The organism is Pelagibaculum spongiae, from assembly GCF_003097315.1.
GTDB classification, from domain to species: Bacteria; Pseudomonadota; Gammaproteobacteria; order Enterobacterales; family Pelagibaculaceae; genus Pelagibaculum; species Pelagibaculum spongiae.
Genome location: NZ_QDDL01000001.1, coordinates 447,264 through 464,076 on the forward strand (window position 1 = coordinate 447,264; position 16,813 = coordinate 464,076).

Annotated in this window: 9 protein-coding genes; 5 read left to right on the forward strand and 4 right to left on the reverse strand. The window is 41.1% G+C overall.

Annotation, left to right across the window (positions count from 1 at the left end; genetic code table 11):
- Window positions 1-29: 29 nt before the first annotated feature.
- The 4 genes from DC094_RS01955 to DC094_RS01970 all read right to left on the reverse strand — a co-directional run bounded on the left by DC094_RS01955 (window position 30) and on the right by DC094_RS01970 (window position 8,223).
- A complete protein-coding gene (locus DC094_RS01955; RefSeq protein ID WP_116685402.1) occupies window positions 30-752 on the reverse strand; it encodes a spondin domain-containing protein in 723 nt (240 codons plus the stop codon).
- 292 nt (window positions 753-1,044) lie between these two features.
- Entirely contained in the window at window positions 1,045-1,692 is a 648-nt protein-coding gene (locus DC094_RS01960) for an acetate uptake transporter (RefSeq protein WP_241503943.1), read from the reverse strand.
- 2,511 nt (window positions 1,693-4,203) lie between these two features.
- Window positions 4,204-5,655, reverse strand: a complete 1,452-nt coding sequence (locus DC094_RS01965; protein ID WP_116685403.1) for a DUF3360 family protein — start codon at window positions 5,653-5,655, stop codon at window positions 4,204-4,206.
- Between the two features lie 1,662 nt (window positions 5,656-7,317).
- Window positions 7,318-8,223 carry a DMT family transporter gene (locus DC094_RS01970; RefSeq protein WP_116685404.1) on the reverse strand — a complete coding sequence of 302 codons (906 nt, stop codon included), beginning with the start codon at window positions 8,221-8,223 and terminating at the stop codon, window positions 7,318-7,320.
- 136 nt (window positions 8,224-8,359) lie between these two features.
- Here DC094_RS01970 and DC094_RS01975 point away from each other — a divergent pair, with 136 nt between their 5' ends.
- From DC094_RS01975 to DC094_RS02000, 5 genes are all read left to right on the forward strand, one after another.
- The gene (locus DC094_RS01975) at window positions 8,360-9,820 is read left to right on the forward strand and encodes an aminotransferase-like domain-containing protein (protein ID WP_116685405.1); all 1,461 of its coding nucleotides are present in this window, start codon (window positions 8,360-8,362) and stop codon (window positions 9,818-9,820) included.
- Between the two features lie 283 nt (window positions 9,821-10,103).
- Complete coding sequence (locus DC094_RS01980) at window positions 10,104-10,835, forward strand: TetR/AcrR family transcriptional regulator (RefSeq protein ID WP_116685406.1); 732 nt, start codon at window positions 10,104-10,106, stop codon at window positions 10,833-10,835.
- A 21-nt stretch (window positions 10,836-10,856) separates the two neighbouring features.
- Window positions 10,857-12,194 (forward strand): efflux RND transporter periplasmic adaptor subunit, encoded by a 1,338-nt coding sequence (locus DC094_RS01985; protein WP_116685407.1) that lies wholly within the window; start codon window positions 10,857-10,859, stop codon window positions 12,192-12,194.
- Window positions 12,191-15,313 carry an efflux RND transporter permease subunit gene (locus DC094_RS01990; protein WP_116685408.1) on the forward strand — a complete coding sequence of 1,041 codons (3,123 nt, stop codon included), beginning with the start codon at window positions 12,191-12,193 and terminating at the stop codon, window positions 15,311-15,313. Before DC094_RS01985 ends, DC094_RS01990 begins: the two co-directional genes overlap by 4 nt.
- Window positions 15,314-15,767: 454 nt before the next feature.
- A complete protein-coding gene (locus DC094_RS02000; protein ID WP_158527191.1) occupies window positions 15,768-16,736 on the forward strand; it encodes an IS4 family transposase in 969 nt (322 codons plus the stop codon).
- Window positions 16,737-16,813 lie beyond the last annotated feature (77 nt).

Genomic DNA, 16,813 nt, shown 5'->3' on the forward strand with positions numbered 1-16,813 from the left:
TCGTTCACTGCAAGAGAAATGCATTCGGTTTAGGGGATATCAACACGTTGAATCTCAATCGTGCCAACAAAAACGCCACTGGTTCGATGAACCCCGTTTGCAAAATCTGTATCAGAAGAATCACTGGTCAAACGAGTAATTATTCGATCACCACCATCTCTGTTGGCTGAGGTATATCGCTCACCTAAGTCAGTTCCTGCATCATATAAAGCAAGGTCTAGATTAATCGAATCTATCCATTGGCCATTTTCTCTTAAAGAGACATCTCGAATGCCAACAAACCAGTCGGGACTTGGCGCTAGCATGCTGACCGCCGAAACGAGCGGATGAGATTCACTGACCGTAAGAGTAATACTGGTGCTACCAGGAGAATTGATTAAGCGGCCACTGAAGATTTGATCTACTGTTGCTTGATTTTGCCGCAACTGCAGTTCATTGCGTAAACCACTAGTGCTCCCAGTTTCAGCCATTGACTCAATACCTGAAGTAGATAGTTGATCACTCGGTCGCCAGATAACCGTTTGTTGGTTATGTGTTGCACCAATAATTGGCGAGAAATGCGGGCCAAAAGGGAAGTTGGTTGGAAAGGCTACTGCACTCCAGCTAGGGCTGAAGGTTAGCCGGTAGTTAGCTTGAGCTGCACCTTGGTTATTAATGCCAGCATCGCTATTGTCAGAACTACTAGAGCCGCCACAACCCATGAGCAAGCTTGAACACAAAATTGCTGCTACAAAATAAAATTGGTTTTTCATGTCATATTTTTTTGGTGATTTTTAAATACGACTTATCGAAATGCTGAAAGTTCACTGCTCGATCTGCATACTCGTTATTACATTTGGCAGTTATATTCTAAAAAAGAGATTCACAGAGGTGTACTTTTTGACTCTAACTGATGCGTTTGAGCCGAATAGTGAGCAAAAAATTAGTGAAACATATACCGGTGAAATCTGTAATAAGTTGTAGGTAGTTCGCGCTTCCCACGCATTCGCCTGAAAACTAGCCCTAGTCTGGCTTTAAACCAGAGCGCGAACTACTCACCAACTCTTACAGTGGTAAAACCTTACGGCCATACACTTCATTCAAAACTTGTGCCATTGCAGTATAAATTGCAGAGAAACCACAGAACATACCTTCCCAACCAGCAATATGCTTGATGGTCGTACTACCGGTAAAATCAGCTGCTGCTAACAAGAAAAACAAAATTGTCAGCGAACCAAAGATGGTTTGGTTAGCACGCGTCTGCTTTAAAGTACCGATAAACATGAACGCTGTGAAGATGCCCCACATTACCAAGAACCAACCCATGTCAATTGCTGTTGGCTTTGCCGCCAAACCCATTGCAGGCAATGTCCAGATGCCAACCAAAACAATCCAGAAAGCACCGTACGATGTAAATGCAGTTGCACCAAAAGTATTGTTCTTTTTGAATTCCTGAACACCCGCAATCATTTGCGTAGCGCCACCAAAGAACAAACCCATTGCAATAATCATTGCTGATAAAGGTAAAAAACCTGCGTTATGGATATTAAGCAATACAGTTGTCATACCAAAACACATCAATCCCAATGGTGCTGGGTTAGCGATGGTATCTTTAACCGTAATTATCTGCTCTCCACTTTGTTGTGCAATCGGCTGTGAAACCGGCTGCGCTACAGCTGCTTCCTGTAGATCAACGACCTGTGCGTTACTCACTGATGAAATCCCCGAATTTTTTTGAATTGATCATGAATATAAAAAAATCCGGCAGACTTTATCTCGAGCATTTAAGAGAGTCAATTAAGAGTAATCTTATTACTGACTAGCGACAAATAACATTTTAAGATGAAAAAATAACTCATTTTAAAAATCATTCATTTAACTTTCAATATCATAAACATAACAAATGATTCACAAAAACATCATCATAAGAAATATTAAAAAACCTCGCTTGCAACGCAAACCTCACACAAGCACCTGATAATAATCTGATTTTCAGACTACGAAAAAACTCAACCAATAATTAACAACCACTTGCAAATTGATACAAGTAAAAAGATTGAATATAATATTTTACCGAAATGCGCGCATTTTCAAACAGAGAAGTTCTTCGTACAAGCTGAGCTGAAAAACAAACAACACCCAGAAAGTAGTATGAACCTTTAAGTCGATTTCCAGTGTTTTTTTTACAACTGTTTTTGCATCACCCACCAAGACTGATTTTTAGCGGCGAATTTCAACGCAGATTTTTTGAAAAAATCTGAAAAGCAATGACCAAAAAAGACTGACAACCAAATGATAATAAGGCATAAATACAGCTTTCATTACTACTTAAAGCTGAGCACCTGACTCATTTACCAAAAGATACACAACTAAATCATCATAATAAAAAAATAATCAAATGAAACATTCAAAAAAAATACTTCTATCGGCCCGATAAGCTACCACCACAAAACTCAGAAACTAAAAATTAATTCATTTAAATACCAATGTTGACTTTTGTTTTTCTGGCACTTTTTTTAGATAAACCTTAAGTTCCATTTCTTAAGAACGGTTTCTTTCCACTTCGAGAACAATCTAATATAACTCATAATTTCAACAAGTTAAAAAATTAGAGTAGAAGCTTTACTATTCATTGATGCCAGTACCAATTTTGACGCCAACGCTTTCACTAATTTTGACACTGGCATCGGACTCGACATATTCTGGCGTAAAAACTTATTCAACCTATAGTCTTCATTAGATTTTAATTTAATCAGAAAATGCAATGAATCTTTTAAATGAAAGTACTTATATAAAGCATCTTTATTTTCAATATATTTAGCTCACCAGCACCTAACGAATAGAAAAACATCTTTCAGTTTTTTAAAAACAACACCATCGCTCTAAGCAGCAAGTGCAACAAAACCATAAAAAGCAATCAGATACACTACAACAGGTAAACCAACCGATCGACACCAACACATGTTGAGAGGCAGCTACCGGCAAAACACAGAGACCTGTCAACTATCGTGAATAACAGCAGGAAAACTTTGCTTGCACTCAGACATGAATTGAGCCACTAACAGCACTATCAATACAAGATACAACCATCTCAATAAAACTAGGGTACAGCGGGAAATGATTGCTAAAACGATTAAGTAAGGCAATCCATCACAAACAACCAGCCCTCACGAGTCGATTTGAGTTGCATTGATATTTTCTAAATCAATCATTAGAGCAAGAAAAGGAACAATCAAACTTCAGCTGATGCAGATAGGTCAACAAACTACTTGATCTAGAGCAAGACTTAGAAATCACAAGAAACGAAGACAACCAAGAAGATCAGTCACGTTTTACCCATAAATTGCAAACTGACAGCTCGAGTTGTCTTACCTCTGCATAAAAAACTTTCACCCACCTCAAAGCTACATTTCACAATCATGATTGCACTCAACAAAATAACTCCAACAATTTGGTGCTCTCTGTTGCTTGCATAGCATTTGATTAGTTATTCAGTCCGAGCATTTGCGACTCAGCCACTAATTGGTATTGGTTAGTCCAACTTGGCACTCGGCCAGCCTAAGTAAAAACCGCCCTCAACACTATCGCCTGTATTGTCTAGCTTGTTCATCTGGTGATTCACTGGATATTAAGCACCATAGATCTTCTCTGAGCCTTAACTCAACATTTATTCCCACCAAGTGAGTAATTGGAGCCTAGGCACCTTACGACACACAAGTGAGCCACGACAAAGCCTAAGCTTCAAAACAGCTGGTTTATAATACCGGCAAAGAAATCTCAGGGAGAAAGGAGCTGTATTAGGAAAGGTAACGAGAAAACGGGGGTGTATGGATGGGTAATCAGCAGCACAAGAATTTCAAAAAAGCAGCCTTTTAAAACATCGTAAGCAACAACATAAAAGTTAGCTTAGAAATTGAAGTGCCTAAAGAATTGGATCAACAGTAATCAGCAGAATGGAACCACCAGCTAGCAAATATCAGCATGCTGATTCTAACAGCCAATATCAACAGCAAGTTGAAATGCAGCCAGATGGTAAGCATGGTGGATGTTAAGTGTTTGGGATAGCTGGAAGTGATGTTAAGTAAAGCGGGAGGGGGAATAAGTGCTAGGCCACAATTATTGTTGAACCATGTCTTTTACAAGGTAGTAAAAGACATTTTGACCCAACAATATTCGTGGCCATAAAAATTTTGCAGACTTTTAACGTATCACACTTTCAATCGATTACAGCAGCGCTGGAATACCTGGCAACTGTCCGACCAGTGCCAAAGCACCCACACAAACAACAAACGCCGCCAGAGGAATACTTAGCTTATCCATCATTGGCAATTTAGCACTACGCTCTTTATCACCGATGAAGCCCATGTTATCGAGCAACATGGTTAATGCCCAACCGAATACAGGGTTGATGAAAGCACATGAGAAGATACAGATACCCGCACTCTGCGCGCTCTTGTTATCTGGAACCATCTGCATGCCCGCTTCCAGCAATGGCAGGAATACACCAACTAATAAGGCAACACGTAATACCGGTTCCCACATTGCCAGATCCATTGGATAACCAATAACCGCAGCAGCGAAGCACATTCCGCCAGTCAGGATTGCACCGCCTGGAATTGGACGCTTAGCAATAGCTGCTGGGACCATGTAAGTACCCCAAGAAGATGCTAAGTTCGAACCGCCCAAGAAGACACCAACACCTTGACGAACTGAACACACAGTCATTGTGTCATCAACATTCATCAGAACGTTTTTAGCTTTCTTTGGATAGTTTAATTCCTGGAATACACGGTGACCTAGGAAGTCTGGAGACCACATTGCAACGGCTAACAATGCATAAGGCATTACTGCAATATAATGGCTCAGTTCAGGCCAACCCATCTTCCAACCTGTGTCCTCACCCCACCAGTAGAATGGGCTGAACTCTGGCAAGCCAGGCTCGGTCACAAATTCAAACGGCGTTCCCATCGCAAAGGCTACAACACCCGCTAATAAGGAACACAATGGAATGGCCAACCAGCGTTTTTGTACCCGGGCTAGGTAGGCATAAATAACGATGGTGGCCAAAATTACGCCGAAGGATACTTCACCCCGACCAATACCTTCCGCCCAGATTTCTAACTTGCCAATCTGACCGATCAAACCTACGGCACCGAGGTAGATTAACAAACCACCCCTTACTCCCTCACCCGTCAAATTGACCAGTTTAGAGCCGCCTTTAGTCGCACTTAATAAAAGACCGAATGCTGCCACCATTAAACCAAGCGCCAATGGGTGTCCACCCGCAGCAGCAATCAACGGAATCAATGGAATCATTGGTCCGTGTGTGCCTGCCAAGTTGGTATTTGGATTCAATACTGCTGCAAAAATCAGTACAAACACTGCACCAATCAACAATTCATATCGAACGTTCTCGGCAACGAATTCAGGCGTTAGACCAAACTGCGCAGCAAACGCTGCTGCCATGGCCGTTACCATTACTACTTTACCAATGGTTGCTGCCAAAGCAGGCACCCAATCTTCAAGCTCAACACCATAATCTTTAAAAGGCAGGTTAATTCCCCATCTTTTAAAACTCATAATAGAGAGTTCGTGATTTAAATATTCATCGCGACTCTCGAATTCACTAGCAGGCTTATGGCGCTGCTGGTATTCGCTAGCTGGTTGTTCTGACATTAGTTACCCCTAGATCAAGTCCAATAAAACGATAAGAAATCAGTACTATGAACTTCCATCAGTATTGTGGTAATACCAAAATACATCAGCCCAATGATCGCGGGGTTTGTTATGGCTCCTTTTATGGAAACCATTCGATTTATATTCATAAATGAAATCTCAAAATTTTAAGAAAACAAAAACACAAAAATTTAATATTTTGGACTTTATCTTGAGAGGTATTCCTCGTCAATTGATGCAGGTCGGATTTACCTTAAACCCGCTCAAACATTGATTTAAATTGACTCTTCAAGCCAATCAATCAGACAAGATCACCGCAAAAGCCCATAATTCAAAGGGTTCAAGAAAACTAGCAACTGCAAACAAATTGGTCGACCAAACATTTGACCGCCAAACGCACCATACAAACTTATCTTTCGGGCACTGAAATACTGACCATCTTGACAACAAAACAGTCAGTCATAGAACTCATTGGATTGTTTTTATTCGCGATTCAATGAAGTACAAGAAGCTAATAAAACACCTCACCAAAAACAAAAATAAAAATAAACAATTATTTCAGTTAGTTAGCTTTCTTCCCAATATCTTACATAGAAACAATAAAATTCATCACATCCGAATAAAAAACAACTTCATCAGATTAATGAGAAATGATAAAAGTTTACTAATCTGATAAGCGAAATCGATAATAAGATGTTCTTAAGAAAGAATCTTTCACAGCAAAGCTAGAGCGCTAACCAAAAAACATAGCCAAGACTCAAAGAAAACTTTAAAATCAGCATGATAAGCATTAGCTGCACTGTAAAGAGAAAGCATTAGTAACAACAAGCACAACACAAGTTGGCTAATATCTAAGCATGTTTGCTTCAAAAATCAGCAAGCACCCAAAGTTGATTTTTTATCAACTACAAAAGAAATGACCGTTATTGCGTGAACTGTTGAATAAGCAACAGTGGATTTCATAAAAACTTTATATTGAGAGAAAATTTGAGTCAATCAACTCCGAACAGATTACTGACCGGAGACAATAAACATCTATTTTCAGTGCCTCTTTACTCGTCAAAAAAATAATTTCACTTATTTAATAACTAGTTACCAATACTTAGTTGTATCCAGATAAAATCGATGCCTTTTAACCACTAACTCAGGTCAATATTCTCAAATATGCTGCAACAGATGTCATACCAATAGGTGGAGTGTAAATGTTCGTTTTGACGCCACTAACCAAAAAAGAAAAATACACTTTCTATAGAAACATTCATTAATGGAAAATATTAATTTCTACAATAATGCATATACCTAAGAAACTGGACTGAACGAAGCAATCGCTGTTTTGAGAATCAAGAGCCGAACTTTTGAGCTGACTGCGATTGGTCATGACCTAGTTAAAAGCCATCATTTGAGGAAAGATAGCTACCCAACAAGTGTTAAGCCGCTAGAGATTTAAGTGGGAAGCTTGTAGATATTTACCAAAAAGCGGGAAGTTGGTGTAGCAGTGGTTGAAAACCTAGTGTCTTGCAGAAATGGCGATCGAGATGGAAGTTAACATTAAATCTGAGCTTTGAAATAATGATTTATTAAAAGAAGGGATGAAAAACAATAAACAACAAACATAAAACATTAAATAAAAACAAATCTGATTTAATTATTGTTCGAATTAAATCACTTACCCCCTGCTTTTTTAACCATTAAATAAACACCCGTTACTGCAAGCACCATTCCAGCTAGAGCACCGGCGGAAAGCGATTCATCAAACAATAACCATGACTCAATTGCGGTAACCGGTGGCACCAAGTAAAAATAACTGGCAACACTGGATGCAGCACCCTGTCGAATCATTAGCATTAATAACAATATTGCAGCCACCGACACACCAAAAACTAACCAAAGCATCCCAATAATTAATTGCGGCTGCCAAATAATTAATTGATCCTCAAATTGCCAAGTCAACAAGCCCATCCAAAATACTGTAGCCACATACTGGTAGAAGGTACCGGTTAATAAATCGACCCCTTGTCCGAATTTTTTCTGGTACAGCGTTCCTATAGAAATACTAACCAATGCGACAGCAGCAGCAATCATTGAAGCAGGTGACAACTGAAAATCACCAACGGCTTGTCCTTGAAGCAACACCATCACAACACCAGCTAAGCCAAGCAACAAGCCTGTCCATTGTCGGATTGATAAACGCTCAGAAATAACGAACCATGCTATAACTGCAGTCAATAAGGGCTGCAGGCCAACTAGCAAAGAAACAATTCCTGCCGGCATTTGCCATTTTATTGCAGCATAAACTCCGCCCAAATACCCCGCGTGCACTAAAGAACCCACCAATAATTGATGCCCAGCTTGGCGAAATGTCGGCCAACTTGGTTTGAAATGGCTAATCAGCGCTCCGAATACCAATAAAGTGATCAGCATCCGAATAAACAACAGATAAAATGGCTCGATATACGGCAAGGCATACTTACCACCGATGAAACCAGTGCTCCACAACAGCACAAAAACCAATGGAATCCATTGGGTTAGTTGCTGGCGAAGTGCTGGCGAGCCAAGTTGAGTTAACATGAAGGTAAAGTAAATGTTGTCATACGACTACTCTGCAGATATTTAACAGATAAAGACAGAAACAGATTGCATGTTCCTTTATGGGTACAGTTATAAAAACACACTCAACAAACTCATTTTCCGTTAAACTGTACCCATGAAGCGATATCAGATTATATTCCAGCAACTGCAGCAACAAATCCAGCAAGGCACACTCAGGCCGGGTGATACCTTGCCGTCGATTAGAAGCCTGAGTTTGCAAAGTGGTTTTGGCAAAAACACCATTATTCGAGCTTACCAAGAGCTTGAAGCTGAGCTATTAATTGAACCTAAAGATCGTAGCGGATTTGTGGTTACCCACCAAGTAAATCGCGCCGAAACAAATGGCACCAGCACAAGCGGTCATAGCAAAGCAAAAGCCTCACCCAATGCACTTCAGCCGAAAAAAGTTCAGCTAGGTGCACTGCCCTTAAAAGTATTGGCCGCCGCATCGGATCAAAATAAAATTCAGTTTGGTAGCGCCCACCCAGCAATTCAGCACCCTGCCTGCCGCCGTTTTTATCAGATACTTGCACGCCAATCATATCAATTTGCCAACAGCAGCAAAGCCAACAGCCACTACACCCACGCACCCGGTTTATTAGCATTACGACAGCAAATTTGCCGTCGCCTTTCTATTGGAAACCAAACAGTATCAGCCGATGACCTAGTAATTACCAACGGCGCCCAAGAAGCAGTCACCCTATCGTTATTAGCCACTGCCAATTCTGGCGATACTATTGCTGTTGAGACCCCTTGTTTTTATGGCACTTTAAGCTGCATTGAAGCGCTAGGCATGAAAGTACTGGAGATCCCTTCAGACCCGTCACATGGTATTAATCTGGAATTATTGGACGACGCACTTAAAAAGTGGCCAATAAAAGCCCTATTATTAAATCCTAATTTCAATAACCCACTGGGTTTTGAAATGCCTACCAATAAAAAACAACAATTATTAGACATTACCAAAACACAACAACTTCCTATTATTGAAGACGATGTGTTCGGCGAACTTTATTACCACAACAAACCAACCACCCTCAAAAGCCTCGATAAGGAGAATCGTGTTATTTATTGCAGCTCTCTTTCTAAAACACTGCATTCAGATATACGAATCGGCTGGGTGGCTGCAGGAAAGTACTTTGAAAAAGTTAACTTTTTGAAATGTATGATGACGATGGCCTCGCCTGGTGTGGTTCAATATGCTGCCGCCGATTTTCTAAAAGACAGCCACTATGAACGACACTTAAGAAGAATGCGCAGCATTTATCAGCAGCGCTGGCTTAACTTCAAAGAAGCGCTCTATTTACATTGGCCACAACTTTTTACTCTAAGCGAGCCTACCGGTAGCTTCCTTTGTTGGGTTGAGTTTCCCAAAAACATCGATACTAACTGGATCTTTGAACAGGCCGATCAAAACAATATCGGCATTACTCCAGGTAGTTTATTTTCTGCCAGCGGCCAGTTTAAAAATTGTTTACGGATGAATTTTTCAACATTTAATGGTGATGAGCAGCAAATTGCTGCATTGGTATTGATTGGCAAGCTGATTAATCAAGCAGTTTTGAAAAATCCTTAACACCATGATCTACAGAACGGAAAATTATCTCGATCACTGTAAGCTTGATAAACTTTAAGCGCAATCAGATGCTTACAAATTATTTGCTAGGCATCTGATTTCGTTACATGATCCACATGGAAGTGGGGAGTAAGAAATGCTGAAAATGCTTGGAACATTCTCGGCCTCGTCAAACTTACACGGCGTTATTACTCAAAAGCCATTAAATGGATAATTAATCAGCTGGTGAATTTCTAGTAAAGCCATATCATAGTCACTCGTTATTCTTGTTGAGACGTTTGCGATGGCAAAGCCTGGCCGCCCTAAAAAAAACCTGCCGATATCACCCGTTCCGACTGCAGCAACGGGCATGCCCAATTCATCCAATCAGCCAAGCAAAGACAGCGCCAGAGGCAAGCTACTCGAAGCGGCTAAAACCTGTTTTACCCAAACGCCTTACCACAAAGTAACCACCCGAATGCTCGCAGCAGAAGCTGGCGTGACACCGGCATTGATTCGTTATTACTTCATCAATAAAGAAGGCCTGTACAAGGCAATGTTTGAAGCGGTCACCGGCGACGTTCTGAATTTCCTAGAAAGCTATTCTGAAAACCAGCCACTTACATTAGAAATGCTGCCAACTGCGTTCCAACAAGTCATCAAGCAACACCCGCAATTCCCGGTGTTGATGATGCGAGAAATGGTGCTGGGCGAGGGGCAATATCGAGATTTATTTCTACAGGTAATCAAGCAAGATCGTTTTCCCCACTTTAAAAAACTCATTGAAGATTTACAACAATCCGGCCAAGTGCGATCAGATATAAACTCTGTTTTTCTACATCTACATATGATGTCTATTACCCTATTCCCCTGGATAATGCGCAGTAACATTGAGTTTGTCACCGGCTTGCCATTTGATAATGATTTTGCCGACAGCATGTTGCAGCACAACCTAGAAGTTTTGAAAAATGGTTGCAAGCAAGATCAAAGCTCTGATGATAAAAGCATTGCCAATAAAAATAGTGAAAAACAATAACCATCAGCTCAGGAGGTAATTATGAACATCCTACTAAAGAAAAAATCCTGGCTGATTATTTTACCTATTATCGCTATTTTTATTTTAATTGTTATCGCCAAAAACAAACCCGCCCCTGAAAAAAAAACAGCACTAGATAACTCAGTGCTAGTCGAAACCATTCAGGTGCAGGCACAAACATTACAGCCTTACCTAATTGGCTATGGCCGTGTTCAGCCGAAAGAAACCTGGAATGCTCGCTCTGAAGTGTCTGGCCGAGTGATCTACCGTCACCCTGACCTAGAACCGGGAAAAACACTGCCTGCTGACAGCTTAATTTTAAAAATTGATCCGGTGGATTATCAGCTTAAACTTGCCCAAGCGAAATCAGACCTACAGTCATCGGAAGCGGAACTATCGAGAATTTTATTAAATCAAAAAAAGCTAACCCTCTCGATTAAATTGGAAAGAAACAATTTACAGTTACAACAAAAAGAGCTTCAAAGAAAACAAGGTTTACTTGAGAAAAATCTAGTGTCGCAAAGTTTGGTTGATGCCGAGCAACAACACGTTTTTTCCCAGCAGAAAAAATTATTGGATATTAAAAATAATCTTGAACAGCAACCCGCTTCCATTGAAATTGCCAAGGCAAAAATTGCTGTTAGCCAATCACGAATTTCCCAAGCACAACGTTTACTCGATAAAACTGAAGTTCGCCTGCCATTTGACGCCAGAATTGCCAAAGTTAATGCCGAAAATTTTCAACTGGTTTCACCTTCTGAATTAATGGTCGTGGCGCATCAGGTCGGCACCATGCAGGTTCCGGCTGAAGTTTCAATTAGCCAACTACGCCAGTTCACCGCTTATATCAAGCAGCTTGAACTTCTCAGCCCAACCACCCCAGATATTCAACAATTAAACCTGCCAGCTAAGGTTATTTTGCATCTCGGCCAGCAAACCTTTAGCTGGCAGGGTAAAGTGACATCCACCGGTGAGAGTATTAATCTTCGGTCCAATACATTGCCTTTAACGGTTGATATAAAACCCGAGCAGCAAATTTTTAATATTGCCAATCGACCCGTACTTACTAATGAGATGTACGTTGAAGTGCGCATTTTTGCCCCTAAGCAATCGCTCATCGCTATTCCAACTCGAGCATTGCAAGGGCAACAAGTTTATTTGCTCGATAAAAATCAGCAACTACAAATTCATAAGGTTCAGCCAGGTTTTCAAATTGGCAACCAAACCATCATCAATAGCGGCCTAATCGGTGGCGAGCGGCTGGTACTTAATGATTTAGTGCCTGCCGTTGCTGGCATGCAGCTTCGTCAAAAAATTAACCAAACAACGAGTAATCAAGCAATAGGTGAAAACCAATGATCGGTTACTTTGCCAAGCACCCCACTGCATCGAATTTATTAATGTTGCTTATTTTAATATTGGGCGTGAGTGCGCTGCCCAATATTAAAAGAGAAACCTTTCCCGAATTTGCCAACCGCAAGCTGCAAGTCAGCGTGATTTATCCCGGTGCCAGCACCAGTGATGTAGAAACGGGTATTTGCGTGCCATTAGAAGAGGCCATCGATGGCTTAGCGCAGATTGACACCTTAAGTTGTGAATCCCGTGAAGGTCAGGGAAAACTAACCGTCGAGCTAGAGGAAGGCGGTAATATTGCCCGCTTGCTTTCAGATGTAAAAACCGAAGTTGATGCTATTGATAATTTTCCCCAGCAAGCTGAAAGCCCACTGATTAAAGAAATCGGTCGCAACGATCCATTAATTACTCTGGCAATTAGTGCTGACACTGCAGATTTTCATCTCAAACAATATGCTGAATCAGTGAAAGACCAATTACAAAAGCTGCCTGATATTTCTTTAATAGAGCTGCAAGGATTTTCTGATCAACAATTAAGTGTTCGCCTCAATCTGCCATTATTACGCCAATATGGTTTATCGATTGAACAAGTGGCGCAGCGAATTAAACGGCAAAATGTAAAGCTGCCTTCTGGCAATCTTGAAACACAGGGTAAAACCTTATTAATCCGGGTCGATCAGCAAAAAGTAACCGCTGTCAGCTTGGCAACAACTATTATATCGAACACGCCACAGGGCGGCGTACTACGCCTTTCCGATATCGCACAGGTAACCGAGCGTTTTGAAAAAGATGAAGTATCGGTTTTTATAGGTGGAAAACGTACTGCACTATTAAAAATCAATAAAACCAAATCACAAGATGCATTGGTATTAGTCGATCAGGTAAAACAGTTTGTCAACCAATTAGAAAAACAAGCACCTAAAAGAATCGATCTGACGCTGACGCAAGATACTGCCAAAATTGTTGAAGATCGTTTGAACATGCTTTTGGGCAATGCCTGGCAAGGTATTTTATTAGTGTTTGCTGTAATGTGGCTGTTCTTTGGCTGGCGCTATTCTTTTTGGGTCGCCATGGGTTTGCCTGTTTCCTTTATGGGCGCATTTTGGCTGATGTCATTAATGGGCGTCAGCATCAATATGATTTCAATGGTCGCGCTATTAATGTCGATCGGTATCTTAATGGATGATGCAATTGTTATTGCCGAGAGCATTGCCCATCAACTAGAAAAAGGCAAAAGTGCCTTACAAGGCGCTATCGACGGCGTATTGTTAGTTGGCCCTGGCGTATTTTCATCCTTTTTAACCACCGCCTCAGTATTTATCGGCTTACTTTGGCTGAGCGGCGATATCGGTGCGGTACTGCAAGTTTTCCCCCAAGTGTTATTGGCGACCGTCGCTGTTAGCTTAATCGAAGCATTCTTTATTTTGCCCTGCCATTTGTATCACAGCCTTTTAATGCACCCTCAAACCGCTGAAGAAACAGTCAAGCAGCCTAAAATAAAACGGTGGTTTAATCAGACATTCGAAAACTTCCGTCACAAGCAATTAGTCAACCTAGTTGAGCGACTGACCCAACATCGATACCTAGCTTCTGGCGCTGCGTTCGCTTTGTTTTTTATGACTATTTCATTGCTGGCCGGTGGTGCCATTAAATTCAAAGCATTCCCTAGTCTTGAAGGTGATATTTTAGAAATGCGGTTACTTATGCCGCAAGGAACGCCTTTAGATCAAACCAAAAAAATTGTTCAGCGCAGTGTTAAACAACTGGAATTAATTAATCAGGATTTAACGCTGTTACAGCCAGAATTAAATGGTCAACCACAATCTCTGATTAAAAGCATAACTGTTGAATACAATCAAAACGGCGATGCTTTTGAAAAAGGCACCCATATCGCCACAGTTAGAGCCGACATATTAACTGCCGAGACGCGAAATAGCTCTATTTATACCGTTAAAGATCGCTGGCGCGACTCTGTAGGCGAAGTGGCTGGTGCTATTCAGCTTGCTTTTAAAGAACCTACACTTGGCCCATCGGGCCGGCCGATTGAAATTCAATTACATAGTGAAAACCTACAACAGCTCTCTGAAGCCGCCTGGGAAATCCGACAGCAACTGATTAGCTATCAAGGCGTTGTCGATGTATTGGATGATCTACGCCCCGGTAAGCCTGAATGGAAAATCGAACTACTACCTTCAGCATCGGCATTGGGCGTAGATGGTTTATTAATCGCTAACCAGTTGCGCAGCGGCTATTTTGGGATCACCGCCGATGAATTCCAACGGGGCAGCCAGACTTTAAAAGTTGATGTTCAGTTATCTGACCGAGATAAATCCAGCCTGCAGCAATTGCAGAATTTCCCAATCACCTTGAATAATGGCCAGCAAATTCCACTGGCATCTTTAACCAATATTACGCCTGACCGTGGCTATGCACGGATTAACCGAGTCAACGGGCAACGTACCGTCACTTTAATTGGCGATATTGATACCCGCTATGCCAATACTCAGCAAATTATTGCTGAAGTTGAAAAAACCACCATATTGCCATTACTAGAAAAATACCCGAATTTATCTTTCAGTTACCAAGGAGAACTTAAGCAAGGAAATACCACCGGAAAATCCATCATGCAAAAGTTTTTAATGGGTTTAATCGGTGTCTTTATTATTCTTAGTTTTCAGTTCCGAAGTTATGCCGAACCGATTATTGTTATGCTGGCCATTCCCTTGGCACTGATTGGCAGCTTATGGGGGCATCTGCTGTTTGGTTATGATTTCACCATGCCTAGCATGCTTGGTTTTGTTTCTCTGGCGGGCATTGTGGTCAACAACTCAATACTACTGGTGACCTATATTAAAGTGCATATTGCTGACGGCATGAGCTTGCACCAAAGCGCTGTTCAGGCGGCGCACTCACGCTTCCGTGCCATTTTCATTACCACCGCCACCACCATAGCAGGCACTTTGCCAATTTTATTAGAAACCAGTTTACAGGCGCAGATCGTGCAGCCATTAGTGGTTAGTTTAATCTTTGGCCTCGCCAGCTCGAGTATTCTGGTAGTGTTAATTTTGCCTTGTTTTTATATGATCCTGGAAGATTTTGGTTTGGTAGAATTAAAAACCTCTTAAATTCAAGAAAAACCTAGCCAAGTAACATTCGTTAGACAATAAGAAAGGTTTATCTAAAAATCAGTGCGTTATATCGAATTAGAATGGAAGTGGATCTGAAGGGAATTTGCTCACGCCACACTTGTCTCATATTCGCCAAAACAATCCTCAAGCGCAGCATGAACAATCATAAATTTAACTTTTTTACAAAAAAATCCAATCTTTGTTTGACTCGATTCTCAAAAAAAATGACGAACCGGATAAGCAGCTTTTCAAGCGAATAAGAAAAGTTATTCCTGATCAGTTTCTTAGTGCCATTATCTCTGCCGTCATGCAAGGTAATATTCGAGGCGTTTCCTGCTTAAAATCGCATTTTGTAGATTTAACGGGCATTTCTCTTAGTTATCGCGCTTGTTATTACCGTGTTTCAAAACCTGCATTTGCTGACACAATGCGCTAATTGCTCGGCTTGCTTTTGGCTGAATTTAAGTCACAAGTGTTGAAATTTAAAAAAGATAGTCCATTCAAAGTCTTTAAAAGAATTTTTGCTCATGACGGCTGTAGCATGGGCTTGCACAAAGGACTGAAAAACGCATTCCCTGGCAGGTTTAGTGAAACATCACCCGCAGCCATTGAACTTCATTGCACCATGGATTTACTAAATGATTCGCCAGATACGCATGCTGAGCGCCAGTATATGCCGGACTGGACGGATCAATCATCGGTGTTAGGGCTACTTGACTGCGGCTACTTTGATACGCAACAAATGGATCAATGGAGTGCAAGTAATGTGCATTATATTGTGCGTGCAAGCATCTCAATTAATCCTGAAATAGTGGCCTGTTCGAGTAACCCCAAACTGGTAGGGAAAAAGTTAAAAGATGCCTATAGCAAATTCAAACAACGACAACCTACTGATTTACAAGTGCGATGGAAGGGATGCGAACACAACGTCAGATTAATTGTACGTTGGAATCGAGACCAGAAACAGTTTGAAAGCCTTGCGACCAACTTGCAGGAAGACCAATTTAGCGCGGATGACGTTCGCCAAGGCTATCGGCTGCGCTGGCAAATTGAATTGTTGTTTAAAGAGTGGAAAAGCCTGACAAACCTGAAAAAAATAAATACTAGAAATCCAGAGATTGCAGAAGGTCTAATTTGGGCGAGTTTGATTGGTGCTTTGCTCCGCCGAATTATGGCTTACCAGAGTGAGCAGGTAGTTGATCGGGTATTGTCAACTTGGCAGGCTTCAAAACTAGGCACTTCACAAATTACAGAATATTGGCGTTGGTTTGTACGAAAATATACAGATCGAGCGAAGGAGTGCTGGGATCAATTAATGTGGCTATGGGGTGAGGAAGCGGGTAGGCAAAATAAAAAGCGAGACAATAAAAAAGGTCGTTGTAATAGTGGGTTAGTAATGACACCCACTCTTAATGTCTGACGAATGAGTTTCCATTAGGCTTTTTATCTCCCAACGTAACTAACCCATATTGAGGTAGTGGTGTTGCATACTTCCCA